General features: G+C 63.8%; 24 protein-coding genes. 8 read left to right on the top strand and 16 right to left on the bottom strand.

Annotated features, from left to right (window positions below; translation table 11 throughout):
- Positions 1 to 10: 10 nt before the first annotated feature.
- Positions 11 to 2,017 (top strand): hydantoinase/oxoprolinase N-terminal domain-containing protein, encoded by a 2,007-nt coding sequence (locus tag ACGYLQ_RS16320; RefSeq protein ID WP_394443909.1) that lies wholly within the window; start codon positions 11 to 13, stop codon positions 2,015 to 2,017.
- Between the two features lie 28 nt (positions 2,018 to 2,045).
- Here the strand turns inward: ACGYLQ_RS16320 and msrA are convergent, their stop codons facing one another.
- The 6 genes from msrA to ade form a co-directional block, all read right to left on the bottom strand.
- Complete coding sequence (msrA, locus tag ACGYLQ_RS16315) at positions 2,046 to 2,555, bottom strand: peptide-methionine (S)-S-oxide reductase MsrA (RefSeq protein ID WP_168612444.1); 510 nt, start codon at positions 2,553 to 2,555, stop codon at positions 2,046 to 2,048.
- The gene (gene msrB / locus ACGYLQ_RS16310; protein WP_067263849.1) at positions 2,552 to 3,001 is read right to left on the bottom strand and encodes a peptide-methionine (R)-S-oxide reductase MsrB; all 450 of its coding nucleotides are present in this window, start codon (positions 2,999 to 3,001) and stop codon (positions 2,552 to 2,554) included. Before msrB ends, msrA begins: the two co-directional genes overlap by 4 nt.
- 79 nt (positions 3,002 to 3,080) lie before the next feature.
- On the bottom strand, positions 3,081 to 3,950 hold the full coding sequence (locus ACGYLQ_RS16305; RefSeq protein ID WP_394443907.1) for a DMT family transporter: 870 nt from the start codon (positions 3,948 to 3,950) through the stop codon (positions 3,081 to 3,083).
- Between the two features lie 180 nt (positions 3,951 to 4,130).
- Positions 4,131 to 4,418, bottom strand: coding sequence for an HU family DNA-binding protein (locus ACGYLQ_RS16300; protein WP_007118569.1), 288 nt, complete (start codon positions 4,416 to 4,418; stop codon positions 4,131 to 4,133).
- Between the two features lie 127 nt (positions 4,419 to 4,545).
- Positions 4,546 to 6,009, bottom strand: a complete 1,464-nt coding sequence (locus ACGYLQ_RS16295) for an AMP nucleosidase (protein ID WP_394443905.1) — start codon at positions 6,007 to 6,009, stop codon at positions 4,546 to 4,548.
- Positions 6,006 to 7,808 carry an adenine deaminase gene (gene ade, locus ACGYLQ_RS16290; RefSeq protein ID WP_394443903.1) on the bottom strand — a complete coding sequence of 601 codons (1,803 nt, stop codon included), beginning with the start codon at positions 7,806 to 7,808 and terminating at the stop codon, positions 6,006 to 6,008. The genes ACGYLQ_RS16295 and ade overlap by 4 nt, the downstream gene beginning before the upstream one ends.
- Before the next feature lie 123 nt (positions 7,809 to 7,931).
- On the opposite strand from ade, the gene ACGYLQ_RS16285 reads away from it, so the two are divergent.
- Complete coding sequence (locus tag ACGYLQ_RS16285; protein WP_394443901.1) at positions 7,932 to 9,176, top strand: glycosyltransferase family 4 protein; 1,245 nt, start codon at positions 7,932 to 7,934, stop codon at positions 9,174 to 9,176.
- A 2-nt stretch (positions 9,177 to 9,178) separates the two neighbouring features.
- On the opposite strand, the gene ACGYLQ_RS16280 is transcribed toward ACGYLQ_RS16285, so the two are convergent.
- Positions 9,179 to 10,297 (bottom strand): polysaccharide biosynthesis/export family protein, encoded by a 1,119-nt coding sequence (locus tag ACGYLQ_RS16280; RefSeq protein ID WP_394443899.1) that lies wholly within the window; start codon positions 10,295 to 10,297, stop codon positions 9,179 to 9,181.
- 129 nt (positions 10,298 to 10,426) lie between these two features.
- Between ACGYLQ_RS16280 and ACGYLQ_RS16275 the strand changes: the two genes are divergently transcribed.
- The 5 genes from ACGYLQ_RS16275 to ACGYLQ_RS16255 all read left to right on the top strand — a co-directional run bounded on the left by ACGYLQ_RS16275 (position 10,427) and on the right by ACGYLQ_RS16255 (position 15,659).
- Complete coding sequence (locus tag ACGYLQ_RS16275; protein WP_394443897.1) at positions 10,427 to 11,332, top strand: NAD-dependent epimerase/dehydratase family protein; 906 nt, start codon at positions 10,427 to 10,429, stop codon at positions 11,330 to 11,332.
- A gap of 10 nt (positions 11,333 to 11,342) precedes the next feature.
- Positions 11,343 to 11,954 (top strand): sugar transferase, encoded by a 612-nt coding sequence (locus ACGYLQ_RS16270; protein WP_394443895.1) that lies wholly within the window; start codon positions 11,343 to 11,345, stop codon positions 11,952 to 11,954.
- Between the two features lie 240 nt (positions 11,955 to 12,194).
- Positions 12,195 to 14,078: a polysaccharide biosynthesis protein gene (locus tag ACGYLQ_RS16265; RefSeq protein WP_394443893.1), complete on the top strand. Its 1,884-nt coding sequence runs from the start codon at positions 12,195 to 12,197 to the stop codon at positions 14,076 to 14,078.
- A 106-nt stretch (positions 14,079 to 14,184) separates the two neighbouring features.
- A complete protein-coding gene (locus ACGYLQ_RS16260; protein ID WP_394443938.1) occupies positions 14,185 to 15,039 on the top strand; it encodes an SDR family oxidoreductase in 855 nt (284 codons plus the stop codon).
- Positions 15,040 to 15,065: 26 nt separating this feature from the next.
- Entirely contained in the window at positions 15,066 to 15,659 is a 594-nt protein-coding gene (locus tag ACGYLQ_RS16255; RefSeq protein WP_067264997.1) for an exopolysaccharide biosynthesis protein, read from the top strand.
- Here the strand turns inward: ACGYLQ_RS16255 and dxs are convergent.
- The 5 genes from dxs to ACGYLQ_RS16230 form a co-directional block, all read right to left on the bottom strand.
- On the bottom strand, positions 15,656 to 17,584 hold the full coding sequence (gene dxs / locus ACGYLQ_RS16250; RefSeq protein WP_394443891.1) for a 1-deoxy-D-xylulose-5-phosphate synthase: 1,929 nt from the start codon (positions 17,582 to 17,584) through the stop codon (positions 15,656 to 15,658). The genes ACGYLQ_RS16255 and dxs overlap by 4 nt on opposite strands.
- Before the next feature lie 41 nt (positions 17,585 to 17,625).
- Complete coding sequence (locus ACGYLQ_RS16245; protein ID WP_394443889.1) at positions 17,626 to 18,507, bottom strand: polyprenyl synthetase family protein; 882 nt, start codon at positions 18,505 to 18,507, stop codon at positions 17,626 to 17,628.
- Between the two features lie 8 nt (positions 18,508 to 18,515).
- The gene (locus ACGYLQ_RS16240) at positions 18,516 to 18,758 is read right to left on the bottom strand and encodes an exodeoxyribonuclease VII small subunit (RefSeq protein WP_067264990.1); all 243 of its coding nucleotides are present in this window, start codon (positions 18,756 to 18,758) and stop codon (positions 18,516 to 18,518) included.
- 109 nt (positions 18,759 to 18,867) lie between these two features.
- Complete coding sequence (locus ACGYLQ_RS16235) at positions 18,868 to 19,569, bottom strand: response regulator (RefSeq protein ID WP_394409504.1); 702 nt, start codon at positions 19,567 to 19,569, stop codon at positions 18,868 to 18,870.
- Positions 19,566 to 20,078, bottom strand: a complete 513-nt coding sequence (locus ACGYLQ_RS16230; protein WP_067264985.1) for a MarR family winged helix-turn-helix transcriptional regulator — start codon at positions 20,076 to 20,078, stop codon at positions 19,566 to 19,568. Before ACGYLQ_RS16230 ends, ACGYLQ_RS16235 begins: the two co-directional genes overlap by 4 nt.
- Before the next feature lie 171 nt (positions 20,079 to 20,249).
- Between ACGYLQ_RS16230 and ACGYLQ_RS16225 the strand changes: the two genes are divergently transcribed.
- Complete coding sequence (locus tag ACGYLQ_RS16225) at positions 20,250 to 21,119, top strand: branched-chain amino acid aminotransferase (protein ID WP_271688753.1); 870 nt, start codon at positions 20,250 to 20,252, stop codon at positions 21,117 to 21,119.
- Here the strand turns inward: ACGYLQ_RS16225 and ACGYLQ_RS16220 are convergent.
- Genes ACGYLQ_RS16220 through ACGYLQ_RS16205 form a run of 4 tightly spaced genes read right to left on the bottom strand, consistent with a single transcriptional unit; the run spans position 21,116 to position 24,564 of the window.
- Positions 21,116 to 21,883, bottom strand: coding sequence for a LamB/YcsF family protein (locus ACGYLQ_RS16220; protein WP_394443887.1), 768 nt, complete (start codon positions 21,881 to 21,883; stop codon positions 21,116 to 21,118). The genes ACGYLQ_RS16225 and ACGYLQ_RS16220 overlap by 4 nt on opposite strands.
- Positions 21,880 to 22,911, bottom strand: a complete 1,032-nt coding sequence (locus ACGYLQ_RS16215) for a biotin-dependent carboxyltransferase family protein (RefSeq protein ID WP_394443885.1) — start codon at positions 22,909 to 22,911, stop codon at positions 21,880 to 21,882. The genes ACGYLQ_RS16220 and ACGYLQ_RS16215 overlap by 4 nt, the downstream gene beginning before the upstream one ends.
- The gene (locus tag ACGYLQ_RS16210) at positions 22,908 to 23,636 is read right to left on the bottom strand and encodes an allophanate hydrolase subunit 1 (RefSeq protein ID WP_394443883.1); all 729 of its coding nucleotides are present in this window, start codon (positions 23,634 to 23,636) and stop codon (positions 22,908 to 22,910) included. Before ACGYLQ_RS16210 ends, ACGYLQ_RS16215 begins: the two co-directional genes overlap by 4 nt.
- Positions 23,629 to 24,564: a hypothetical protein gene (locus tag ACGYLQ_RS16205; protein WP_394443881.1), complete on the bottom strand. Its 936-nt coding sequence runs from the start codon at positions 24,562 to 24,564 to the stop codon at positions 23,629 to 23,631. Before ACGYLQ_RS16205 ends, ACGYLQ_RS16210 begins: the two co-directional genes overlap by 8 nt.

Raw genomic sequence — 24,564 nt, 5'->3', positions numbered from 1 at the left:
AGGCACGCCCATGGCGGTGTTATTGGGCGTCGACACGGGCGGCACCTACACGGACGCGGTGCTGATCCGCGATGAGACCGAGGTGATCGCCACCGCCAAGGCGCTGACCACCCGCGCCGATCTGGCCGTCGGTGTCGGCAAGGCGGTCAGCGCGGTTTTGGCGCAATCCGGCGTGGCGGCGGAAGAGATCGCCATGGCCTCCCTCTCGACCACGCTGGCGACCAATGCGCTGGTCGAGGGGCAGGGCGGGCGCGTCGCCTTGATCTATGTCGGGTTTCGCGCGGCGGATCTTGAAGCGCATGGGCTGTCGGAAGCGTTGCGGGGGGACCCTTGTCTGCTGCTCTCCGGCGGGCATGATCACGCGGGGGCAGAGGCGGCGCCGCTGGACGAACCGGCCCTGATCGCCTTTTTAGAGACGCATAAGGCCGAGGTCAGCGGCTTTGCCGTGGCCAGCCAATTCGCCACCCGCAACCCCGCGCATGAGCAGCGGGTCGCGGAACTAGTGGCCGAGGTCACGGGGCGCCCCGTCTCGGCCTCTCACAGTCTCTCGGCCAAGCTGAACGGGCCGAAACGGGCGCTTACGGCGTTGTTAAATGCGCGTCTGATCGGCATGATCGACCGGCTGATTGGCCGCGCAGAGGATCAATTGCGCCATCTGGGCATCCACGCGCCGTTGATGGTGGTACGCGGTGATGGCGCCCTGATGTCGAGCGCACAGGCCCGCCAACGGCCCATCGACACCATCCTCAGCGGCCCTGCGGCATCGCTGGTGGGCGCGCGCTGGTTGACCGGGGCAGAGACGGCGCTGGTGTCTGATATCGGCGGCACGACGACCGATGTGGCCCTATTGCGCGACGGTCGCCCGGCGATTGACCCGGCAGGCGCGCAGGTCGGTCCCTATCGAACCATGGTCGAGGCGGTTGCGATGCGCACCCACGGGCTGGGCGGTGACAGCGAGGTGCATTTCACGTCTCAGGGTCTAACCGCGGGCGTGACTCTTGGGCCGAAGCGCTTGCTGCCGATCTCTCTCATCGCGGTCGACGCGCCGGAGGTGGTGCATAACGCCTTGGACGCGCAGCTGCGCCGCAGCGTGGTGGGAGAGCATGACGGCCGCTTTGTACGTGCCGTAGAGGGGCAGGGGGCCGAAGGTCTGGCCCCGCGCGACATGGCGCTGTTGGAGCGGATCGGCAGCGATGTCTGGCCCTTGGGGGATGTGCTGCGCAACCGGGTCGATCAAAGCGCTTTGGCGCGGTTGGTCGCACGCGGGTTGGTGCAACTGGCGGGGGTGACGCCTACGGATGCGAGCCATGTGGCAGGGCATCTTTCTGCATGGGATGCCGATGCCGCGCGCAAGGCGCTGACCCTGTTCGGGCGCAAGCGCGGTGGTTCGGGGCTGCGGTTCTGCCCCGATCCTGATGACCTCGCCCAGATCATCCTCGACCGTTTGACCGAACAGACGACTTTGGCTTTGTTAGAAACTGCATTCGCCGAGGAAACCGCCGGTTTCGACCTGCCGCCAGAGGTTCTGGCGCGCCATGTGTTGATGCAGCGTGGCCTGTCGGGGCATCGCGGCGTGCTGCGGATCGATGCGGGGCTGAATTTGCCAGTTGTGGGAGTGGGCGCCTCGGCGGCGACCTACTACCCGGCGGTGGGCAAAAGGTTGGGCAGTGAGATGATCTTGCCCAAATACGCCCATGTGGCCAATGCCATCGGCGCAGTGGTGGGCCGGGTCATCATGCGCGAAACTGCGACCATCACCGTTCCGCAAGAGGGTGTGTTTCGCCTCCACCTCTCCGATGGCCCACAGGATTTCCCAACCGCTGAACGCGCCTTGTCCGAAGCGGAGCGCGCTTTGACCGAAGCCGCCCGCGCCCGCGCGCGAGCAGCCGGGGCGGCGGAGATTGAATGCCACGTCAAGCGGGATATCCGGCTGGCGAATGTCGAGGGGCGGGAGGTTTTCGTGGAGGCCGCGCTGACCGTCGAAGCTTCGGGCCGCCCGCGGGTGGCGGTGGGCTAACCCCCGGCGCGGGGCCGGGGGCTGCGATTTATTCTGCGGCGTCGCGTTTGGGCAGTACCCAATCTGCGCGCGGGAAGTGACAGGTGTAGCCGTTGGGCAGCCGCTCAAGATAATCCTGATGCTCGGGCTCGGCCTCCCAGAAATCACCCACGGGCTCAACCTCGGTCACCACTTTGCCGGGCCAGAGGCCGGAGGCTTCGACATCGGCGATGGTGTCTTCGGCCACGGCTTTCTGTTCGTCGTTCACATAGTAGATCGCCGAACGGTAGCTCATCCCGATGTCGTTACCCTGACGGTTCACCGTGGTCGGGTCGTGGATCTGAAAGAAGAACTCCAGCAACTCGCGGTAAGAGGTCTTTGCGGGGTCGAAGATGATCTCGATCCCTTCGGCGTGGGTGCCGTGGTTGCGGTAGGTCGCGTTGGGCACGTCGCCGCCGGTATAGCCGACGCGGGTCGAGACCACGCCGGGGCGGCGGCGGATCAGGTCCTGCATGCCCCAGAAACAGCCCCCGGCCAATACTGCGCGTTCGGTTGTCATGTCACATTCTCCACTTGGTTGAGATATTCGCCATAGCCTTCGGCTTCCATGTCGTCACGGTGGATGAAGCGCAGGGAGGCGGAATTGATGCAATAGCGCAGCCCGCCCCGGTCGGGCGGGCCATCGGGGAAGACATGGCCAAGGTGGCTGTCGCCGTGTTTGCTGCGCACTTCCGTGCGGACCATGCCGAGCGAGGCGTCTTCCAACTCTTCAACGTAGGCAGGCTCGATCGGTTTGGTGAAGCTCGGCCAGCCACAGCCGCTTTCGTATTTGTCCGAGGAGGCAAAGAGCGGCTCGCCCGAAACGATGTCGACGTAGATGCCCGGTTCCTTGTTGTCGAGGTATTTGCCGGTGCCGGGGCGTTCGGTGCCGCTGCGTTGGGTGACGTGGAATTCTTCGGGGCTCAGCGCGTCAATCGCGGCATTGGTTTTTTCGTATTGGGGCATGGCGTCCTCCGTTCAAGGGCTTGGCCTATTAGATGGGGTGTGGCGGTGAAATTCAAAGGGGGTGCGCCTCACACTGGCGTTACGCCCTGCGCTGGCGCGAGACTTGGACGGCGAGGATGCCGCCCGCGATGATCGCGACGCCAAGGATGTCGCGCGGCCCCAGCGTTTCGCCCAGCAGCAGGGCTGCGATGGCCACGCCGAAGAAGGGGTTGAGGAAGTGAAAGGTCGCCGCCCTTGTGGCGCCGATGCGGTTGACCAGCCAGAACCAGACCACAGTGGCGGCCAAGCCGGGCACGAGGCAGGTATAGGCGAAGGCAAGCGTCAGGCGCAGGCTGGGGTCGATGCGGGGTGTCTCAAACATCAGGGTGGCGATGGAGAGGGCCACGCAGCCGACAAGCATTTGCAAGCCGACGACCATGAGGAAGTTGCCACCCGATGTCGCGCCGCGCACCAGCAGGGTGGCGGCGGTGAGAGCCACCACCCCGATGGCGCAGAGGATGAGGCCATAGAGGTCCACTTGCCCGCCAAGGCGCGCGCCCATGATGATGGCCACACCGATGACACCGGCAAACAGTCCCGCGATGCCTAGAGGGCGCAGTTTTTCACCCAAGAAGGCCCAAGCGGCGAAGCCGACGAGCAGCGGCATGGTCGAGGCGATGATCGCGGCAAGGGATGCCTCGATGGTCTGCATGGCGATGAAGTTGAGGCCGAGGTAGACCGCGTTTTGCAGCACGCCGAAGATGATCGTCGCCCGCCATTGCGCGGGGGTGAGCCGCCAGCTTTGCCCCAAGGCCAGCGCAATGCCGACGCCGATCAGGCCCGAGATCAGGTAGCGCAGGGAAAGGGCCAGCAGGGGAGAGGCGTCCATCACGATGATGCGGGCTGAGGTGAAGGCCGAGGACCACATCACGGCAAAGGCCAGCCCCATGAGAATTGCGCGGATGTCCATGAAATGCCCCCTGTGCTGAACTTGCTAAGGAATGGCGGGTTTGTAGGGGGAGGGCAAGGTGGGTTTGGTGGGATATGCCACCCGGCCCGGAAACAAGCCGGAGGCGATGGCCCTCCATCAATCCCCCAACAAAAAAGGGCCGCCCGAAGACGACCCTTTCGTAAACGCTCAGCCCAAGGCTTACTCGTTCACGCTGTCCTTCAGCGCTTTCGCGATGGTCATCTTAACCACTTTGTCGGCGTCTTTCTTGAACTGTTCGCCAGTGGCGGGGTTGCGGACCATCCGCTCGGGGCGCTCACGGCAATAGATTTTGCCAACGCCCGGCAGGGTCACGGCACCGCCGGCGGACACTTCACGGGTGATCAGGTTGCAAACGGCGTCGAGCGCTGCGCCTGCGGATTTCTTGTCGGTATCCATCTCTTCTGCCAGAGCAGCAACGAGCTGGGTCTTGGTCATCGGTTTTGCCATTTTATTCTCCTTAGACTGCCCGCTTTTTAGGGCCTCATGGCCGGAATGTAACGGTATGTTGTGGGATAACACAACGAATTGTGGCGCTATAAACGCGAAAACATGCGATTTTCCGCTGTTTCCAGCCCTATAGGAACGCCGTTTCGTCGAAGGACCGAAGTTTCCGGCTGTGGATCCGCTCCAGCGGCATGCGGCGCAGCAACTCCATGGCGCGGATGCCGATCATCAGATGGCGGGCGACTTGGGTTTTGTAGAAGTCCGACGCCATGCCGGGCAGTTTCAACTCCCCATGCAGCGGTTTGTCCGACACGCATAGCAGCGTGCCATAGGGCACCCGGAAGCGATAGCCATTTGCGGCGATGGTCGCGCTTTCCATATCCAGCGCCACGGCGCGGGACTGGCTCAGCCGTTGCACCGGGCCGGACTGGTCGCGCAGCTCCCAGTTGCGGTTGTCGATGGTGGCGACGGTGCCGGTGCGCATGATGCGTTTCAGCTCATAGCCCTCAAGCTGGGTGACCTGCGCCACCGATTGCTCCAGCGCGATCTGGATCTCGGCCAGCGCCGGGATCGGCACCCAGACCGGCAGGTCGTCGTCGAGAACGTGATCCTCGCGCAGGTAACCATGCGCCAGCACGAAATCACCCAAAGCCTGCGTATTGCGCAGACCGGCACAGTGGCCAACCATCAGCCATGCATGGGGCCGCAGCACGGCGATATGGTCCGTCGCCGTCTTGGCGTTGGACGGCCCGACGCCGATGTTGACCAGCGTGATGCCAGACCCATCCGCCCGTTTCAGGTGATAGGTCGGCATCTGCGGCGTCTTCAGGGACTCGCGCAGCGGCGCGTCAGGGTCAGTGATCTCGGCATTGCCGGTCGAGACGAAGGCGGTATAGCCGCTTTCCGGGTCGCGCAGCATCTCGCGGGCGTATTGCTCGAACTCCGTCACGTAGAACTGGTAGTTGGTGAACAGCACATGGGTCTGGAAATGCTCAGGATCCGTGGCCGTGTAATGCGCCAGCCGTGCGAGGGAGTAATCGACCCGCTGCGCGGTGAAGGGCGCCAGCGGGCGGACGTCATCCTCGGGCACATAGGTGCCGTTGACGATATCGTCATTGGTCGTCGACAGATCCGGTACGTCAAAGACATCGCGCAGGGTGAAATCGGCGGCCCCCTCCTGCGGCACGTTCAGCGCGTTGTCGCCGGACATGGCGAAATGCACCGGGATCGGCGTGGTCGAAGGGCCGACAATCACCGGCTGGTCGTGGTTTTCGATCAACAGGCCGATTTGCTGGATCAGGTAGTTCCGAAACAGATCGGGCCGGGTGATCGTCGCGGCAAAGGTGCCGGGAGAGGAGACATGCCCGAAAGACAGCCGCGTATCCACATGCGCATATGAGGAGGTGCGAAACCGCAGCTCAGGGTAAAAGGCGCGGACGCGGGCATCGGGGGCCGAGCTTTCCATCGCCTTGGCAAAAGACTCCCGCAAAAAGGTGGTGGCCTGCTGATAGAGTTCGGTCAGACGGTCCACGGCAGCGGTCGCATCGCGGAAGCTTTCCGGGTTCGGGGTGTCCGGGGTCAGGATCGTTGTCATGTTTGCGGCTCTAACAAGGGTATGATTTCAAATTTCTGCACATCGACCAGCCCAAGGTCCGAGATCCGCAGTTCGGGGATCACCACAAGGGCCAAGAGCGAATGCTGCATATAGGCGTTGTTCAGCTTGCAGCCACAGTCGATCATCGCCTGAACGAGGGCTTCCGCATCGGCGGCGACCTCAGCGGCGGGGCGGTCGGACATCAGCCCGGCGATCGGCAGGGCCACCAGCGCCAGCTCCTCGCCTTCGCGGAAGATGGTGATGCCACCACCCACTTCGCGCAGCCGGTTGGCGGCCAGCGCCATCTGCTCGGCATCGGTGCCCACGACGATCATGTGGTGGCTGTCATGCGCCACGGTCGAGGCCATGGCCATGCGCCCCTCGTAGCCGAAGCCCGAGACGAAGGCATTGGTCACCGTGCCGGTGGCGCGGTGGCGCTCGACCAGCGCGATCTGGCAGACCTCGCCGGTGCCCTGCACGCGGCCTTCGGTCACCGGCAGTTCGAACTTCAGCGCCCGTGTCGGGGCTTGGTTCTCGACCACGCCGATGACATTGGCGGTGACGGCATTGGCGCCCTCGGGGGCGGGGATGTCAAAGTCCGCCGCCGCGAGGTCGCGCGCCATGTTCACGGTATTGCGCGCGCTGCCGGGCCAGTCGAAATGCGGGCAGTCGACAAGGCAGTCGCCGCTTTCGGCTACGACCTCGCCGCGGGCGATCACCATCTCGACCGGGAAAGAGACAAGGTCCGAGGTTAGGATCACGTCGGCGCGGCGTCCCGGGGTGAGCGAGCCGATCTCGCGTTCCAATCCGAAATGCGTGGCGGTGTTGAGCGTTGCCATCTGCAGCGCCACCAGCGGGTCGCAGCCGCAGTCGATGGCATGGCGCAGCACGCGGTTCATGTGGCCGTCATTGGTGATCGTACCCGAATGGCTGTCGTCCGTGCACAGGATCATGTTGCGCGGATCGAGCCCCTTTTCGGTGATCGCGGTAATCTGCGTCTTCACGTCGTACCACGCGGAGCCGAGCCGGATCATCGAGCGCATGCCCTGCCGCATCCGCGCCACGGCGTCAGCCTCGCAGGTGCCCTCGTGATCGTCCGCCGGACCACCGGCCACATAGGCGGCGAAGGCGGGGCCGAGGTCGGGGGAGGCGTAATGCCCGCCCACGGTCTTGTTCGCGCGTTGCGTGGCGGCGATCTCGGCCAGCATCTGCGGATCGGCGTTGCTGACGCCCGGAAAGTTCATCATCTCGCCCAGACCCACGATGCCGGGCCATGTCATCGCCTCGGCCACGTCCTCGGCGGTGATCTCAAAGCCCGTGGTCTCAAGCCCCGGGGCGGAGGGCGCGCAGGAGGGCATCTGCGTGAAGATGTTAATGGGCTGCATCAGCGCCTCGTCATGCATCATGCGCACGCCGTCGAGACCCAGCACATTGGCGATCTCATGCGGGTCGGTGAAGGCCGAGGTGGTGCCATGCGGGATCACGGCGCGGGCGAACTCGGCGGGGGTGAGCATGGTGCTTTCGATATGCATATGCCCGTCGCAAAGGCCGGGCGCCATGTAGCGGCCCTTGGCCTCGATGATATGGGTATCATCGCCGCGGCAATGGCTGGCATCAGGCCCGACGAAGGCGATGCGCCCGGCGGCGATCGCGATGTCATGGTCGGGCAGGCATTCGCGGGTGTGCACATTGACCCAAATGCCGCCGGTGATGATCGTGTCGGCCGCGCGCCGTCCGGCGGCGACCTCGACCAATTGCGCGGCCACATCGGGCCAAGAGGGGAACGTTTTATCTGTCATGTCCAAAGGTGACATAGGGCCGGGGGAGGTTCAAGCGATCACGCCATCGGAAAGGGCGCGCGATGTTGCCAGAGCGCGCCGCTTGCGGCTAACTGGCGCGCAAGACATTTACGGAACGATTATATGAATTTTCTCTTTGTGCACCAGAACATGCCCGGCCAATACCGGGAATTGATACAATGGCTGGCGCAGGCGGGCGGGCATCGCATTTATTTTCTGACCCAACGTCAAAATGCGCCGCAGCTGCCGGGGGTCGAAACCCGTGTCTACCGCCCCCATCACCGCCCCGAAGAGAAGGCCTATGGTCTCTCGCGCATTTGGGAAGAAGCCTCAGGCAATGGGTTCGGCGCCGTCAACGCCGCCCAGCAGATCGAAACGCGAGAGGGGTTTCGCCCCGACATCATCATCGGTCACGTCGGCTGGGGGGAGTTAAGTTTCTTCAAACAGCTTTGGCCGGATGTGCCGATCATCGGTTATTTCGAGTATTACTATAACATGACCGGCGGCATGGTGGGCTTTGACCCTGCCGAGAAAATCTCGGCCCATGCGCCCTACCTCAACCATGCCCGCAACATCGTGCCGCTGGCCAATATCGAAACCGTCGATCTGGGCCATTGCCCGACCTATTGGCAGCGCGATCGTTTTCCCGAGAGCTTTCACCGCAAGCTCTATGTCTGTCACGACGGCATCCGCACCGATCAGCTTTTGCCCGACCCGGATGTGAGCCTGCGTCTAGGGCGTTTGGCGCGGCCCGTGACGCGCGAGGATGAGATCATCACCTATGTCGCGCGCAATCTGGAAAAGACCCGCGGCTTTCACACGATGATGCGCGCGCTGCCGCGTATCTTGGCCGAGCGACCCAACGCGCGGGTGGTGATCGTCGGCGGCAATGAGGTCTCCTACGGCAAGCAGAGCGATCACCCCGGCGGTCTGCGCGGAGAGATGGCGGCGGAGTTGCAGGATAGGGTCGATTGGGACCGCGTGCATTTCGTGGGCAAAGTGCCCTATCCCGACTTCAAGAAGCTCGTGCAGATCAGCCGCTGTCACATCTATCTGACGATGCCCTTCGTGCTATCTTGGTCCCTGCTCGAAGCCATGTCGATGCAGGCCACGATCGTCGCCTCTGACGTGGCCCCGGTGCGCGAGGCCGTGACCCATGGTGAAACCGGCCTGCTGGTGGATTTCTTCGATCCCGATGCGCTGGCAGCGCAGGTGGTAGAGGTGCTCGCCCATCCGCATGATCACGCCCATCTCGGCCCGGCGGCGCGGGCTCATGTGGTTGAGAATTACGATTTCCTGACCCGCTGCCTGCCCGAACACCTTGCGCAGATCAACGCATTGGTGCCCGAGGGCAAGCGGATCGGCTAGGGTCAGTTGCTGAGGTTTCCGGCGGTATTCACCAGCCCGAAGACCGAACCGACAAGGCCCAGAATGGTGCGGGTGTCCGACAGCGGGCTTTCCGTCGCGAGCACCAGATCGCCGGATTGAATGTGGAAATTCCGCGCCGAGAACAGCCCGTCGGATGTGGTCAGATCCAGCGTGAACACCACCCGCGTGCGGCGCGGGCCGCGCACGCCCGCACTCACCGCGCTGGCAGGGTATTCGCGCAGGATCAGGATGCCTTCGGGATCGGCGCGGGATTCGTTCACCCCGCCGATGATCGCCAATGCATCCAGCGCCGAGACTTCGTCGCGGTTGAAGGGAAACTGTGCCTCGCGCCCGGCGGCACCCAGCGACAGGAAGTAGCGGCGGTCATCTTCGATGATCAGCTTGTCGCCCCCGATCAGCCGGGTGTCGAGGCTTGGGTTCTCATAAAGCCGGTCGATCGAGGTGGTATAGATATTGGCGCCGCGCAGCAGTTTGACCTGCGGGTTTTCGATACTGGAGAGCACGCCGCCGCCAGCTGAGATTGCAGCGAGAACGGTGAAGTTGTTGTCCGGCATCAGGATGTTGCCGGGCTTGTTGACCCCGCCCACGAGGTCCACCGAATTGCCGCGCCCTTCGGTCATTGCCAGTTGTACCTGTGCGGAGGGCACGATCCCCTCAAGCTGCCGTTGAAGCAATTGACGGGCCGAATCTGGCGTGCGGCCAGAGACTTTGATCTTGCCGATATAGGGCATGAAGATGGTCCCGCTTTCCGAGACGCGAATGCCGGGCAGGGTGGCGACTTGCTGAGCCGGGGAAGTCAGCAACGAGTTATCGCCGCTGTCCCAGACCAAGAGGTCCAGCCGATCGCCGGGGCGGATGACTTGGGCATTTGACCCCCGGCTGGCGCCGATCCAACTATGGCGCTTACTATCGGTTCGGGGCCAATGGGCAACATGGGGCAGAAAGGCATGGGTCACCGGATAGACAGCGATATCCGCATCCGGAGTCTCCGCCGCCCGTATCACCTCTTTCTGAATGGCGGCACCGCGCGGAAGGCTCGCGCAGGCGGCAAGAGAGGATGCCAGCAGGATCGAGAGGAACAGCTTGCTGAGGTGCTTCATAAGATGCGCATCGCTTCCGAATGTTTTACCGGCAAACCGGGGTATTTGATCAATGTCTAATGTAAAATAACGGGTCTCGCAGAATGCTGCCTGCGCGGCCTATGATTACAATTCTAATTCGACAGGATAATGACTGAACTTATGGCGTCAATGATTTCAATGGGCAATGCGGCTTCGGGCAGGGGGGTGGCATCTGGCGATGTGCTTTTGCTAGGTGCGACGGGGCGGCTGGGCGGCATGCTGCGCCGTCATTGGCCAGAGCCGGAGGCGCTGCGCAGCCAGTCGCGAGAACCGCGGCTTGGCTTTTATGATTTCAAGCTACCGAATGCGGAAGAGCGCCCAAGCGACGCGGCCCTCGCAGCCGCACGGGGGGCAAGGGCGATCATCTCTTTGGCGGGTGTGAAGCCAGCCCGCGCTGGGGCTGGGGGTGCTGCCTTGGAAGATAACGCGACCCTCGCCTTAGCGGCGTTGAAACTGGCAGAGGCGGCGGGGGGGCCGCGGCTTCTGGTCGCCTCATCGGCGGCGGTTTACGGTGCAGAGGATGGCCCGCTACGAGAAGAGCTGTCCTGTGCCCCGCTGTCGGATTACGGCAGGCAGAAGCTTGCGATGGAACAGGCGGTGCAAGAGGCGAGCGGCGGGACCGCAGTCACCGCGCTGCGGATCGGCAACGTAGCGGGGGCAGATGCGATCCTCGGCGGCTGGCGACCGGGCATGCAGATTGATCGCTTCCCCGATGGCCGCACGCCAAGCCGCAGTTACATCGGGCCGGTGACCTTGGCGCGGGTGCTTCACGCGCTTTGCCGAGCAGACAAACTGCCGCCCATTCTGAACATCGCGGCCCCCGGCGCGGTGGAAATGGGCGCGTTGCTGGATGCGGCGGGGCTATCGTGGCAGCCCAAACCCGCCCCTGCCGCTGCCATTCCCGAGGTGCGGCTGGATACGAATGCACTTGAACGCCACGTCACTTTCACGCCAGAAACTCAAACGCCAGCCGGTTTGGTGCATGAATGGCAGCAGGATGTGAACAAACGATGAAGACCCATCAATGACTTGGCGCAAGCGCATTTTCGATCTGTTCTTCGCCAGCCTTCTCGTCGTCATCTTGGGGCCGATCCTGCTGGGCTTGCTGGTCTGGTTGCTGGTCAAAGAGGGGCGGCCACTTTTCCATGTGGCCGAGCGGATGAAAACGCCGGAAGAGAGTTTCAAGCTCTGGAAACTGCGCACGATGACCGTGGCCGAAGAGGATCAGGGCGTGTCGGGCGGCAACAAGGCCGCGCGGATCACCCCCACGGGCGCATGGCTCAGGGCGCGGCGCTTGGATGAGTTTCCCCAGCTGTGGAACATCCTGCGCGGTGATCTGAGCTTTGTCGGCCCCCGCCCGCCGCTGCGTGAATATGTGGAGCGTTTTCCCGAGGTCTATGCCGAAGTCCTCAAATCCCGGCCCGGCGTGACCGGTCTGGCCACGATCCGGTTTCACAAACATGAAGAACGGCTGCTGTCACGCTGCGAAACCGCAGCAGAGACCGATCGTGTCTATTGTCGCACCTGCGTCCCGCGCAAGGCGCAGCTTGATCTGATCTATCAGCGCCATCAAAGCATATGCTACGACTTTGATCTGGTGTTTCAAACCATTAGCAACCTCTTTCGCAGCAGTTAATGTTGGTGGTTGTCAGCAGAGTGTTGATGGGCAAATTAGTTAAGAATTGGTGTTCTTCACAAAATCATGGCATTATTCGCTGAAAATTTAAGCGAATGCAGATTCGAATGGTGATACATTTAGCGCTATTTACTGTTTTTGCGCTTCTTGGCGCTCTCGAAAAGCTCCATGGACAAAAGAGAGCTACTAATAGGTTTCGGCCGCGCTGCGGCTAATATACTCGTAAGCAGGAGACGGCGCATGCTGAGCATTATCAAGTCGCTGACCAAGCGGCAAAAGCGCGTAATCATGCTGACGCTTGACTCCTGCCTGATCCTGTTAGCTGCCATCATCGCTCTGGCGGTGCGCGGGCTACCTGAACCCTTCGTCGATGCCTTGTTGAATTATGCCCTCACGCTACCCATTACCCTGATTGTCGGTATCATCGTGTCGATCCGCTTGGGGGTTTGCACAACACAACTCAACGCCTATGAGACCGCAGCGGTCGGAAGCACCGCAATACTCGGGACTATCCTTGCGGCCGTATCTCTGCTGGGCGCGACCCTTCTGGGACTGGATTTCCCAATCGGCGTACATGTGATGTTCGGGGCGATCTTTTTCTCTCTGGTGGTGCTGTCGCGGGTCATCTTGTTGCATATCGTGTTGCAAATCTACCGGACGGGCGACGCGCGGTGCCGCGTTTTGATCTACGGCGCAGGCACCACGGGGACGCAACTGGTTTCGGCCCTGCGCGGCCATGAAACGATCGAACCGATTGCTTTTGTTGATGACAATATCGCACTTCAGGGGCTCAACGTCTCGAAGCTGCCGGTCTATTCCCCAGGGGGCATCGCTGAACTTACCGTCGAAAAGCAGATCGACCGCGTGTTGCTTGCCGTGCCTTCGCTCAGCACTCCCAAACAGGCCCAGATCGCCCGGCGGTTGGAGAAGCTAGGTCTTGAGGTGCAGACCCTCCCCTCCTTCGCGCAGCTGATCGGCGAAGAGGCTTTGGTCGACAAGCTCTCCCCCGTCTCTCCGAGCCGCTTTTTGAACCGGGATGAGGTGACCCCTTTGATCAACGAAGGGGGCGAGAGCTATGCGGGTAAAGTGGTTTTCGTCTCGGGTGCAGGGGGCTCCATCGGGTCGGAACTGTGCCGCCAAGTGTTGCTTTGTCGGCCCACCAAACTGGTGCTTTTCGAGTTGAGCGAACTGGCCCTCTATAACGCCGACATGGAGATCCGCCAGTTGGCCGAGGGCAGCGATATCGAAATCGTCTCGGTCTTGGGAACGGTGACGGATACCCGGCAGCTGCGCAAAGTGCTGTCGCAACACGGGGTCAATGTGGTCCTTCATGCCGCGGCCTATAAACATGTGCCCTTGGTCGAGGCGAACCCGCTGTCGGGGCTGGTGAACAATGTCCTCGGCACCCATGCTTTGGCCGAACAAGCTGCCCGGGCGGGGGTGGAGCGTTTCATCCTCGTATCCACCGACAAGGCCGTGCGCCCGACCAATATCATGGGCGGGTCCAAGCGTCTTGCCGAACTCGTCATTCAGGATATGGCGCGCAAATATGGCGGTCCGGGCGGTGTCATCTTCTCCATGGTCCGCTTCGGCAATGTCCTGGGGTCCTCCGGGTCGGTCGTGCCACTGTTCCAAGAGCAGGTCAGCCGCGGAGGCCCGTTGACGGTGACGGACCGCGGGGTGGCGCGCTACTTCATGACGGTCGAAGAGGCGGTGCGCTTGGTCCTACAGGCCGGATCGCTGGCCCAAGGGGGTGAGGTCTTTGTTCTGGATATGGGCAAACCCGTGCCGATCCTCAAACTGGCCCGGCAGGTGATCGAGACCGCCGGCTACACCGTGCGGGACGAAGACAACCCGGATGGCGATATCGAGATTGAGATCACCGGTCTGCGCCCCGGCGAAAAGATGACCGAAGAGCTCACGTTGAGCGGTCTGCTGATCAATACGGCCCATCCCAAAATCTATTCCGCGCGGGAAAACGGGCTGCACGAACTCGAAATCGCCTCTGCCCTGCGAGACCTGCGCGAAGCGCTTGTCGCCAATGACGAGGCGCTGGCGCGTCAGGTGGTCTACCGCTGGGTCGAAGGGTTCGCCCCGCCTGAGGCGTTGCGAAGGTCCTCATAGCGAAGTGCATGGTAGGCTCTAATGATCGCAGCGGATCGACCTTCTGAAAGAGTAAATCCACCGCTTGCCGCTTGTGATTGCGGCCCAAGCGGGCCACTTTGGCGGTATGGATAAAACGCTTCTTTCCCTCGGCCATGGCTATAGCGCGCGGGCCTTGGCTGCTCGGTTGCTCCCGCAGGGCTGGCGCATCATTGGCACGACCCGTAGCCGCGAAAAATTGGATGAGATTGCCGCCACGGGGGTGGAGCCGATGCTTTGGCCCGGCAGCGATCTGTCTTCGCTTTTGCAAGAGGTGCCCAACCTGTTGGTCTCTGCCGGGCCGGGGCCGGAGGGGGATCCGGTTCTGCTGGATCTGCAGGATGAAATCACCGCAGCGGCCCCCCATTTGCGGTGGGTCGGCTATCTGTCGACCACCGGTGTTTACGGCGACCATGGGGGCGATTGGGTGGATGAAACGACACCGCTCACCCCCTCCACCCGGCGCGGCGCGGCGCGGGTGCAGGCCGAGGCGGCATGGGGCGCGATCCCCGGCCTGCCGCTGCATATCTTCCGGCTCGCGGGCATCTACGGCCCCGGGCGGGGGCCATTCGCCAAGGTGCGCAAAGGCACGGCGCGGCGCATCATCAAGCCCGGGCAGGTCTTTTCGCGTATTCATGTGGAGGATATCGCCCAAGCCTTGGACCTGTCGCTGGCCAAGCCGCAGCCGGGGGCGATCTATAACCTCTGCGATGATGATCCCGCCCCGCCGCAGGATGTGATCGGCCATGCTGCCGCGCTTTTGGGCCTGCCCTTGCCCCCGGCCGTGGACTTCGACAAGGCCGAGATGACCCCCATGGCCCGCAGCTTTTACGCGGAGAGCAAGAAGGTCCGGAACGATCACGCCAAGGCGGCGTTGGGCTGGCAACCGATCTATCCCGATTACCGCTCTGGTCTGGCCGCGCTGCTGGAGGCAGAAGACTGAATCCGAGGCACCGCCAGAGGCACTGAATGCGTCAAGACGAACACACGTTGGCCCATTTGCTAGATAGCATGGAGCGCGCGGCAGAGAAGGAGGCGGTGTCGATCAACGACGTGCTGCATGAGATCGGGGACCGTTCGATCACCCCTCTGATCCTGATCGTCGCCTTGCTCCTGGTCTCACCCCTGTCGGGCATTCCCGGCGTTTCGACCCTTGCGGCGGTGACGATCATCCTGCTGGCCGTGCAGGCGGTGACCGGGCGGCGCAGGCTATGGATGCCGCAATTTTTGTTGCGGCGCGAGGTGGCAGGCCATCGGTTGAGCGGCTGCGTGCGCTTTCTGCGCCGCCCTTGCGCCTTCGTCGACGGGCGTTGCAAGCCGCGCCTTCAGTTTCTCACCACCGGGCCGATGCGGTTCATCACACTGGTGGTGGTCACGATTATTCCGCTCGGCTGGCCCTTTATGGAGGTGCTGCCGATGATGTCATCGCTGGGGGCGGGCACCGTTGCCCTCTTGGTGTTTGGGCTGTTCACGCGCGACGGGCTTTTCGTGCTTTTGGGCTATGTCTGTGTGGTGATCACCTTGGTCGCGGGCGGCCTGCTGGTGCTGACCGCCGCCAGTTAGGCGCGCTGCGCGTCCAAGTCGCCGATCCCCAGCACTTCGAGCACCTTGGCAGCGATCTGTTCGGCGGTCATCCCCGCCACGGCATACATATCCGCCGGGCTGGCCTGATCGATGAAGGTATCGGGCAGCACCATGGAGCGGAACTTGAGCCCCTTGTCGAATACCGCCTCATCCGCCAGCAGCTGTGCAACATGGCTGCCAAAACCACCCACGGCGCCCTCTTCGATGGTGATCAGCGCCTCGTGGTCATGGGCGAGCTGGAGGATCATCTCACGGTCCAGCGGCTTGGCGAAACGGGCATCGGCGATGGTGGGGGTGATGCCCTTGGCCCGAAGCTGTTCGGCGGCCTTCTCGACCTCTTCCAAACGCGTGCCGAAGGACAAAAGCGCGACCTTGCTGCCCTCTTGGATCATCCGGCCCTTGCCGATTTCCAGCGGGGTGCCGCGCTCTGGCATCTCGACCCCGCGCCCTTCGCCGCGCGGATAGCGGAAGGCGATGGGGCCGTCGTCATGGGCGGCGGCTGTGGCGACCATATGGCGCAACTCGGCCTCATCGGCGGCGGCCATGACCACGAAACCGGGCAGATTGGCAAGGAAGGCCACGTCGAAGGCGCCCGCATGGGTCGGCCCGTCGGCGCCCACGAGCCCCGCGCGGTCGACGGCGAAACGCACCGGCAGGCGCTGGATTGCGACATCATGCACGACTTGGTCGTAGCCGCGTTGCAAAAAGGTGGAATACATCGCGCAGAAGGGTTTCATCCCCGCCGCGGCGAGGCCCGCGCAGAAGGTCACGCCGTGTTGCTCGGCAATGCCCACATCGAAACAGCGGCTGGGATAGCGTTCGGCGAAAAGGTCGAGGCCGGTGCCATCGGGCATGGCGGCGGTCACGGCGCAGATCTTGTCGTCCTCGGCGGCCTCGGCCAGCAGGCTGTCGGCGAAAACGCGGGTGTAGCTCGGTGCGTTGGAGGGGGCTTTCTTTTGCTCGCCCGTCACCACGTTGAACTTGGCCGTGGCATGGCCGCGATCCCGCGCGGCTTCGGCGGGGCCATAGCCCTTGCCCTTTTGCGTCTGGATGTGGATCAGGATCGGCCCGGTCGCGCGTTGATGGACGGTGCGCAGCACTGGCAGCAACTGGTCCATGTCATGCCCGTTGATCGGCCCGAGGTAGGAAAACCCGAGGTTCTCAAACAGCGTGCCGCCCACGGCCATGCCTTTGAGCATATCCTTGGCCCGTTTGGCGCCCTCGCGGAAGGGCTCGGGCAGCAGGCTCACCGCGCCTTTGGCGGCGGCTTTGAAGTTCTGAAACGGCGCTTCGGCGTAGAGGCGGCTCAGGTAGCTCGACATCGCGCCGACGGGCGGGGCGATGGACATCTCGTTGTCGTTGAGGATGACGATCAGGCGTTTCTTTAGGTCGCCCGCGTTGTTGAGCGCCTCATAGGCCATGCCCGCGCTCATCGCGCCATCGCCGATCACGGCGATCGCGTCGCCCAGTCCTTCGGGGATCACACCGCCCAGATCGCGGCCCACGGCGAAGCCGAGCGCTGCCGAGATCGAGGTCGAGCTATGTGCCGCGCCAAAGGGATCGTAGGGGGACTCGCTGCGTTTGGTGAAACCCGAGAGCCCGTCCTTCATGCGCAGGCTGCGGATGCGGTCGCGGCGTTCGGTCAGGATCTTATGCGGGTAGCATTGGTGACTGACGTCCCAGATGATCTTGTCGCGCGGCGTGTCGAAAACCGCGTGCAGCGCTACGGTTAGTTCCACCACGCCAAGCCCCGCGCCAAGATGCCCGCCGGTTTCCGACACGGCCGAGATCGTCTCGGCCCGCAATTCGCGCGCGACTTGGGTCAGTTCGGCATCGGACAGGTGTTTCAGGTCCGCAGGGCGGGTGACCTGATCAAGCAGGGGTGTGGCGGGTTTGTCACTCATCGGGGCCTCTCTGGTGCCGCATTGGCGCATGTGCCGCCCGGCTAGCTGTCGCGGGCAATAACGAAGGCGGCAGCGGCTCGCAAGCTCTGCGCCTCTGGTCCATATTCAGATAGGGCGTCGCAGGCCATGTCCACCAATTCGGCGGCGCGGGTCTTGGCTCCGGCCAGCCCAAGGTGGGACACGAAAGTGGCCTTGCCTGCTGCGTCGTCCTTGCCGACCGCCTTGCCCACCGTTTCGGCGTCGCCTTCGACATCGAGGATGTCATCGGCGATCTGAAAGGCGAGGCCGAGGTGTTTGGCGTAAGCGCCGAGGGCGGTGGCATCGGCACCGGCCATCCGTGGCCCGGCCATGGCGGACCATTCGATCAAGGCGCCGGTCTTGCCCGCCTGAAGCGCCGTGATCTCGGCCAGCGACAGCGGTGCGGGGGCGGTTTCGGCGGCGATATCCAGCGCTTGCCCCCCGACCATGCCGCCGACGCCTGCCGCTTGGGCGAGGCTGGTCATCAGGGTCAGACGCGCCTCCGCCGGGCAGGGTGCTTGGCCGAGCAGTTCAAAGGCCAGCGTTTGCAACGCGTCACCGGCCAGAACGGCGGTGGCCTCATCCCATTTGCGGTGCACCGTGGGCTGGCCCCGGCGCAGATCGTCGTCATCCATGCAGGGCAGATCGTCATGCACCAGCGAATAGGCGTGCAGCGCTTCGATGGCTGCCGCCGCAGGGGCGGCCATGCCGGGGGCGATGCCATGCAGCCGGGCGGATTCGATCACCAGAAAGCCGCGCAGCCCCTTGCCGCCGCTACAGGCATAGCGCATCGCCTCGGCCACGGGGCCGTCATAGGCGCCGAGCGCGGCGTCGATCTGCGCTTGCGACAGATCGCGGGCATGGGCGAGCGCCTCTGCCAAAGGGCGGGGGGTGGTCTCTTGCATGTGGGCGGTCAAAGCCCTTCGACGGGTTTCAGCCCATTCGGGTTGCCATCGCCATCGAGCGTGATCGCGGCGACCTTCTCTTCGGCTTCTTTCAGCTTGGTCTCGCAGCGCGCCTTCAGCTTGGCCCCGCGTTCGTAAAGCGCGATGCTTTCGTCCAATGCGACATTGCCGTTTTCAAGCTGGCCCAAGACTTTCTCAAGCTCAGCCATGGCGGTCTCAAAGTTCATCTCTTCTACGGGTGTGTCGGACATTGCGCGCCTCGTTTTCGGAATTTCGCGCGACAATAGAACTTCGCGCCGCGCATTGCCAGCGGGCTTGCGTGATGAATTTCACCGGCCCGTTTCGGCAGGCGGGGCGGGGTCAGTCCGGGGCCAGCATATAGCCCGCGCCGCGCACGGTTTGCAGGTATTGCGGCTGTTTCGGATCGCTCTCGATCTTGCGGCGCAGGCGGGTGATTTGAACATCGACCGCGCGTTCCTGCGCTTGCCCCCGGTCGCGGCCCAGTTCCTCGACCAATTTGGCACGGCTGAGCGCGACACCGGGCTGGGCGGCGAAGATCTTCATCAGCTGCACCTCGGTCGCGGTGAGGCGCACCAGATCGTCGCCCTGCCACATCTCGCCCCGCTCCATGTCATAGCGGATCACGCCGAGCGACAGCACTTTCGGCGCGGCATCGGCGGCGGAGGTGTCGGGCATTCGGCGCAGGATGGCGTTGATGCGCAGCAGCAGTTCTTTCGGCTCAAAGGGTTTGGGCAGGTAGTCATCCGCCCCGGCCTCCAGCCCTTCGATGCGGTTGTCGGTCTCGCCCTTGGCGGTCAGCAACAGGATCGGCGTTTGCAGGGTTTCGCGCAAAGCGCGGGTCAGGGCCATGCCGTCTTCGCCGGGCATCATCACGTCAAGCACGATGAGGTCGAATTCCAGCCCCGCCAGCACCCGCCGCGCATGGGCCGCATCGCGGGCCGTGCTGACCAGAAAGCCGTTCCGCATCAGGAATTTCTTCAACAGGCTGCGGATCCGCTCATCGTCATCGACGACCAGCAGGTGCGGGTCGAGATCGTTCATGGGGCGCTTTCGCGCAGCCGGTCAAAGCTCTGGCGCATTTCGGGGTCCATCATGGCCTCCAATACCGTTCTGAAACCGGCCACGGCTTCGGGTCCGGCAGTGCGAAAGGCCAGACGCATTCGCGCGCGCTGCGCGTCCGATAGCTCCTGTTCCAGTTTGCGACCCTCGTCGGTCAGGAACAGATGCCGCTCGCGCTTGTCATTGCGGCCAACCTTGCTCTGCACCAGACCATCGGCGATCAGCGTGCGCAAGACACGGTTGAGCGATTGTTTCGTGACCCCGAGGATATTGAGCAGGTTGTTCACCGTCGTACCGGGGGCACGGTTGATAAAGTGGATGGCGCGGTGATGCGCGCGGCCATAGGCCATATCCGCCAGAATTCGGTCAGGATCGGCGGTGAAACCGCGATAGGCAAAGAACATCGCCTCGATCCCCTGCCGCAGTTGTTCGTCCGTCAAAAACAGCAGGCTGTCGCCGCTGCTAGGGGCCATCATGCGCCCGTCAGCCATAGTGTGTCTCATTCTCTCTCGGGCCTGTTGGGGATCAGTTTACGTCAGCGTTGTTGACATTCCAATAGTGAAAGGCTATCGAATCTCGTGTTTTGCGCAATTAAATGTCTGCATCTGCCGATTGTTGCGCAATTTTTGAAAAGATAGCGCGTCATTTGGAGGGGAAACACCATGGCAGGCGGATATGACAACCGGGATGGGCACATCTGGATGGATGGCGAAATGGTGGATTGGCGCGAGGCCAATGTCCACATCCTGACCCATGCGATGCACTATGCGTCTTCGGTGTTTGAGGGCGAGCGCGCCTATAACGGCAAAATCTTCAAAAGCCGCGAGCATTCCGAACGGCTCAAGCGCTCGGCTGAGATGATCGACTTCGAAATCCCCTACACCATTGATGAGATCGAAGCTGCCAAGGCCGAAGTCCTCGCCGCCTCTGGTCTGCAAGACGCCTATGTGCGTGCGGTCGCTTGGCGTGGTGTGGGCGAAGACATGGGTGTCGCCTCGGCCCGCAACCCGGTCCGCATGGCCATCGCGGCTTGGGAATGGGGTGCCTATTACGGTGACGCCAAGATGAAGGGCGCCAAGCTCGACATCTCCAAATGGAAGCGCCCCTCGCCCGAGACGATCCCGAGCCATGCCAAAGCGGCGGGCCTCTATATGATCTGCACCATGTCCAAACATGCGGCCGAGGCGAAGGGCTGCTCGGACGCGATGATGTATGACTACCGCGGCTATGTGGCCGAGGCGACAGGTGCGAATATCTTCTTCGTCAAGGATGGCGAAGTGCACACGCCGACGCCCGATTGCTTCCTCAACGGCATCACCCGGCAGACCGTGATCGACATGCTGCGCGAGAAGAACATCAAGGTCCACGAGCGCCACATCATGCCCGAGGAACTGGAAGGTTTCGAGCAGTGCTGGCTCACTGGCACCGCCGCCGAAGTGACCCCGGTGGGGCAGATCGGCGACTGGAACTTTGAGGTCGGCGCGCTGACGCGTGAGATCGCCTTGGACTATGAAAAGCTGGTGCGCAGCTAAACGCTGCCGCTGAACTTTGCCAAAGTCACGCCGCCGTCCTGCAAACCCTTGCGGACGGCGGTTGCGATTTGAACGGCCTCTGCGGTGTCGCCATGCAGGCAGATCGTGTCAATCCGGGTGGGGATGTGCTTGCCGCTCTCGGTGATGATCGCGCCTGCCTTGACCATCTCCACCATCCGCGCCGCTGCCGCTTCCGCATCATGGATCACCGCGCCGGGCTTGCTGCGGTCGACCAGCGTCGCATCGTCGTTATAAGCGCGGTCGGCGAAAATCTCCCCGGCCCATTTGCAGCCCAAGGAGCGCACCGCCGCCTCCTGCGCCGTGGCGGCCAGCACCATGACGATGAGGTCGGGCGCCACGCTCAGCGCCGCCTCATAGAGGTCGCGGGCGAGCGCCTCGTCCTCAGATGCCATATTCGCCAGCGCCCCGTGCAGCTTCAGGTGGCGTACCTCAGCGCCGACGCTCCGGGCCATGCCGACGCTCGCGGCGACCTGATAGCGGATCTGGTTCTGCAAGGTGCCGCGCGGCACCGAGAGGCGGTTGCGGCCAAAACCGGCGAGGTCCATGAAACCCGGATGCGCGCCGATGCCGACGCCGTTTTCATGCGCCATGCGCATCGTCGCGGCCATGACGTCGGCGTCGCCCGCATGCCCGCCACAGGCGATATTGGCCGAGGTCACGACGCGCAGAAGCGCCGCGTCGTCGCCCATTTTCCAAGGGCCAAAGCTTTCGCCCATGTCGGCGTTGAGATCGACGGTGGTCATGTCTGCTCCTTCTCGAATGGGTCGGCAGTGGCCGAAACCACGCCGGAGATCAGTTGATAGCCCAAAAGGTCACGGATGCGCGCCGGATCGCGCAAAAGCGGCTGGCGGCGCTTGGGCAAGGCAGCAAGGTCGGCGCGGTGGCGCGTCTCGGCGGCCAGCGCTTCGTCGAGGTGGACGAACTCGAATTGCAGCGCAGCACCCGGCTGCGCCTGCGCGACGATCGGCAGGTCGCAGGGGATCACCGTGCCGATGCGGGGGTAGCCGCCGGTGGTCTGGCATTCGCACATCAGCACGAAGGGCGCGCCGTCGCCGGTGATCTGGATGTCGCCGGGGGTGATGACCTCCGACACGATGGTCAGCTGCCCGCCGGTGGCGAAACCTTCGCCGTTATGATCCATCCGTGCGCCCATCCGGTTGGCGCGCGGATCACGGCGAAAGGTGGTTTCGGTGAACCGCTGGCGGGTTGCCTCGTCGAAGGCATCGGTCTGCATGGAGGCGACGATGCGCACACGCTCGGCGCCAAAGCGGCTGTCGCGGGGCAGGGTGAGGTTCGCCTCACCGCCCTTATCGACCCCCAGCGGCAGAGCCTCACCACTTTGCAGCAGCGCGCCAATGCCAGCGGCCAGATGGCTGGCGCGCGCGTTCATCACTGGCGCTACTTCAAACCCGCCACCGACATGGAGGTAGCCATAGGCCCCGTCCCGCGCGCCGCCGATGGTCAGCTTCGCCCCGGCGGGCAGGAGGTGGCTGGCGTTCCAGGCGACCGGCTCGCCGTCGATGCTCACCTGCATCTGCGCCCCGGTCAGGGCGATGCGGGTGTCCTGATCGACCTCGAAACTGCCGCCGCTGCCGGCCATCTCCAGAGCCGCGCTGTTCGGATCTTGCCCCAGCAGGGCGGCCCCTTCGTGCAGGGCGGTCGGGTCCGCCGCGCCGCCATGGGTCAGGCCAAGGGCGCGGTAGCCGGGGCGGCCAAGGTCTTGAACCGTCATGGCCGGGCCAGCTTGGAGGATGGTCAGCGTGCCGCTCATGTCAGCGCCTCCCGCTCGGCACCGCCGGTGGGGTCGTCGGCGATGCGGTCGAACTCTTGCCGGGGGATGGATGGGAAGATCAGCTCATCGCCCGGCGACAGCGGAAAGGGCATGTCGCTGCCCGGGCGGAAGGTGCGAAAAGCCGTCTGGCCGATGTGCCGCCAGCCGGTGGGGGAGGCATTGGTGAAGATGATCAGCTGCCGAATGGCCACGACGAGCGACCCCGGTGGCACCGATTTCGTCAGCCCCTGCTGGCGCGGAATGTCCCAATGCGGGGGCAGTTCGCCCATGTAGGGCTGGCCGGGGGCGAAGCCGATGGTCAGCACCCGCACCCGCGCCTGCGACAGTTCCGCAATGGCCGCGTCGGGGTCGAGGCCCGCGGCCTCGGCGGCCTCCTCCAACTGGGGGGCCAGATCGGTGCCATAGACCGTGGGCACATGCCACAGGCTGCGCCCGGCGGGGAGGGCTTCGGCGAACCAGTCGCGGGTTTCGAGCAGGTCGCGCAGACGGTCGGTCATCGTGGTGATGGCCTCTTGGGAGACCTCGAATTGCACGAAGGTCGACACCAGCGAGGTGCTCGTCTCACTCACCTCGGGCCAGTCCTGTTCCTCTACCGCCGCGCGAAAGGCGAGGGCGGCGCGGTTGGCGGGTTCGGACATCTTCTCGGCAAAGGTGACCAATAGGCCGGAGAGGCCGACGCTGCGGATGCGGGGCCAGTCAGTCATTGCGGAGCATCCTTTCGTAAAGGCGCGGCAGCAGCACCGGGGTCAGATACATCGGCAGTTGCCAGCAGCCGATAAAGATCATCAGCGGCGCGATGACATCCGCAGGCAGCGCCACGAGAAACAGCGCGATATTGCGGTTGCCCGCGCCGATCGCCAGTGGTCCGGCCACGGCGCGCAGCGGGCCGCGCCGGGTCAGCAGCAATGTGCCCGCCTGCAACAGATAGCTTAGGGCGAAGGCCAGCCCCGACCAGCCCGCCACGGCCCATGGATCGCTGCGCAGCGCCGGGTTCAGCGCCGCCATCAACCCCACCACGATGACCGAGAAGGCGAGCACCGATGCGCCGTCCAGCGCCTCGGTCTGGCGCGGGGTGGGATGGGGCAGGAAGACATGGCGCAGGGCAAAGCCCAGCCCAGTTGCGCCAAGGATCACGGCCAAGAGCCGCAGGGCGGCGAGGGCGATTTCCGAGGCCGGGCCGAGTTGCGGCAGGGCCGCCAGCACCGGCAGGACGGTCAGCGGAAAGGCGGCGGTGCCCAGCACCATGAGCTGCATCATCCGCCCCGCGTCGAGCCGCATCAACAGGGCGAGGTTCACGCTGCCCGTCAGCGCCGGGGCTGCAGCGGCGAGGGTCACGGCCAGTGCCGCAGGGGTCTGCCCCAGCCCGGCCAGCACGAAGCCGCCCAGCAGCAGCAGGGGCACCAGCGTCTGCAAGGCCAGCACCGAGGCCAGCCCCCAGATGAGATCGCGCACTGCACCAAGGGCCGCGCGGTGCCCGATCCTGAGCGCGGTGATCGTCAGCAGCGCCGCTACCATCTGCGGCAACCACCCGGCCAGCGCCGCCGCAAGGCCGGGCAGGGCCAGCCCCGCCAGCAGCCCGACGATCAGGCAGGCCCGCGCATGGCGCGAGGCCAGTCTCAGCATATAGCGCAT

The organism is Sulfitobacter sp. 1A12779, assembly GCF_043557315.1.
Taxonomy (GTDB): domain Bacteria; phylum Pseudomonadota; class Alphaproteobacteria; order Rhodobacterales; family Rhodobacteraceae; genus Sulfitobacter; species Sulfitobacter faviae.
Note: the sequence above shows the minus strand (reverse complement) of the source record. Positions and strands in the feature narration are given on the sequence as shown.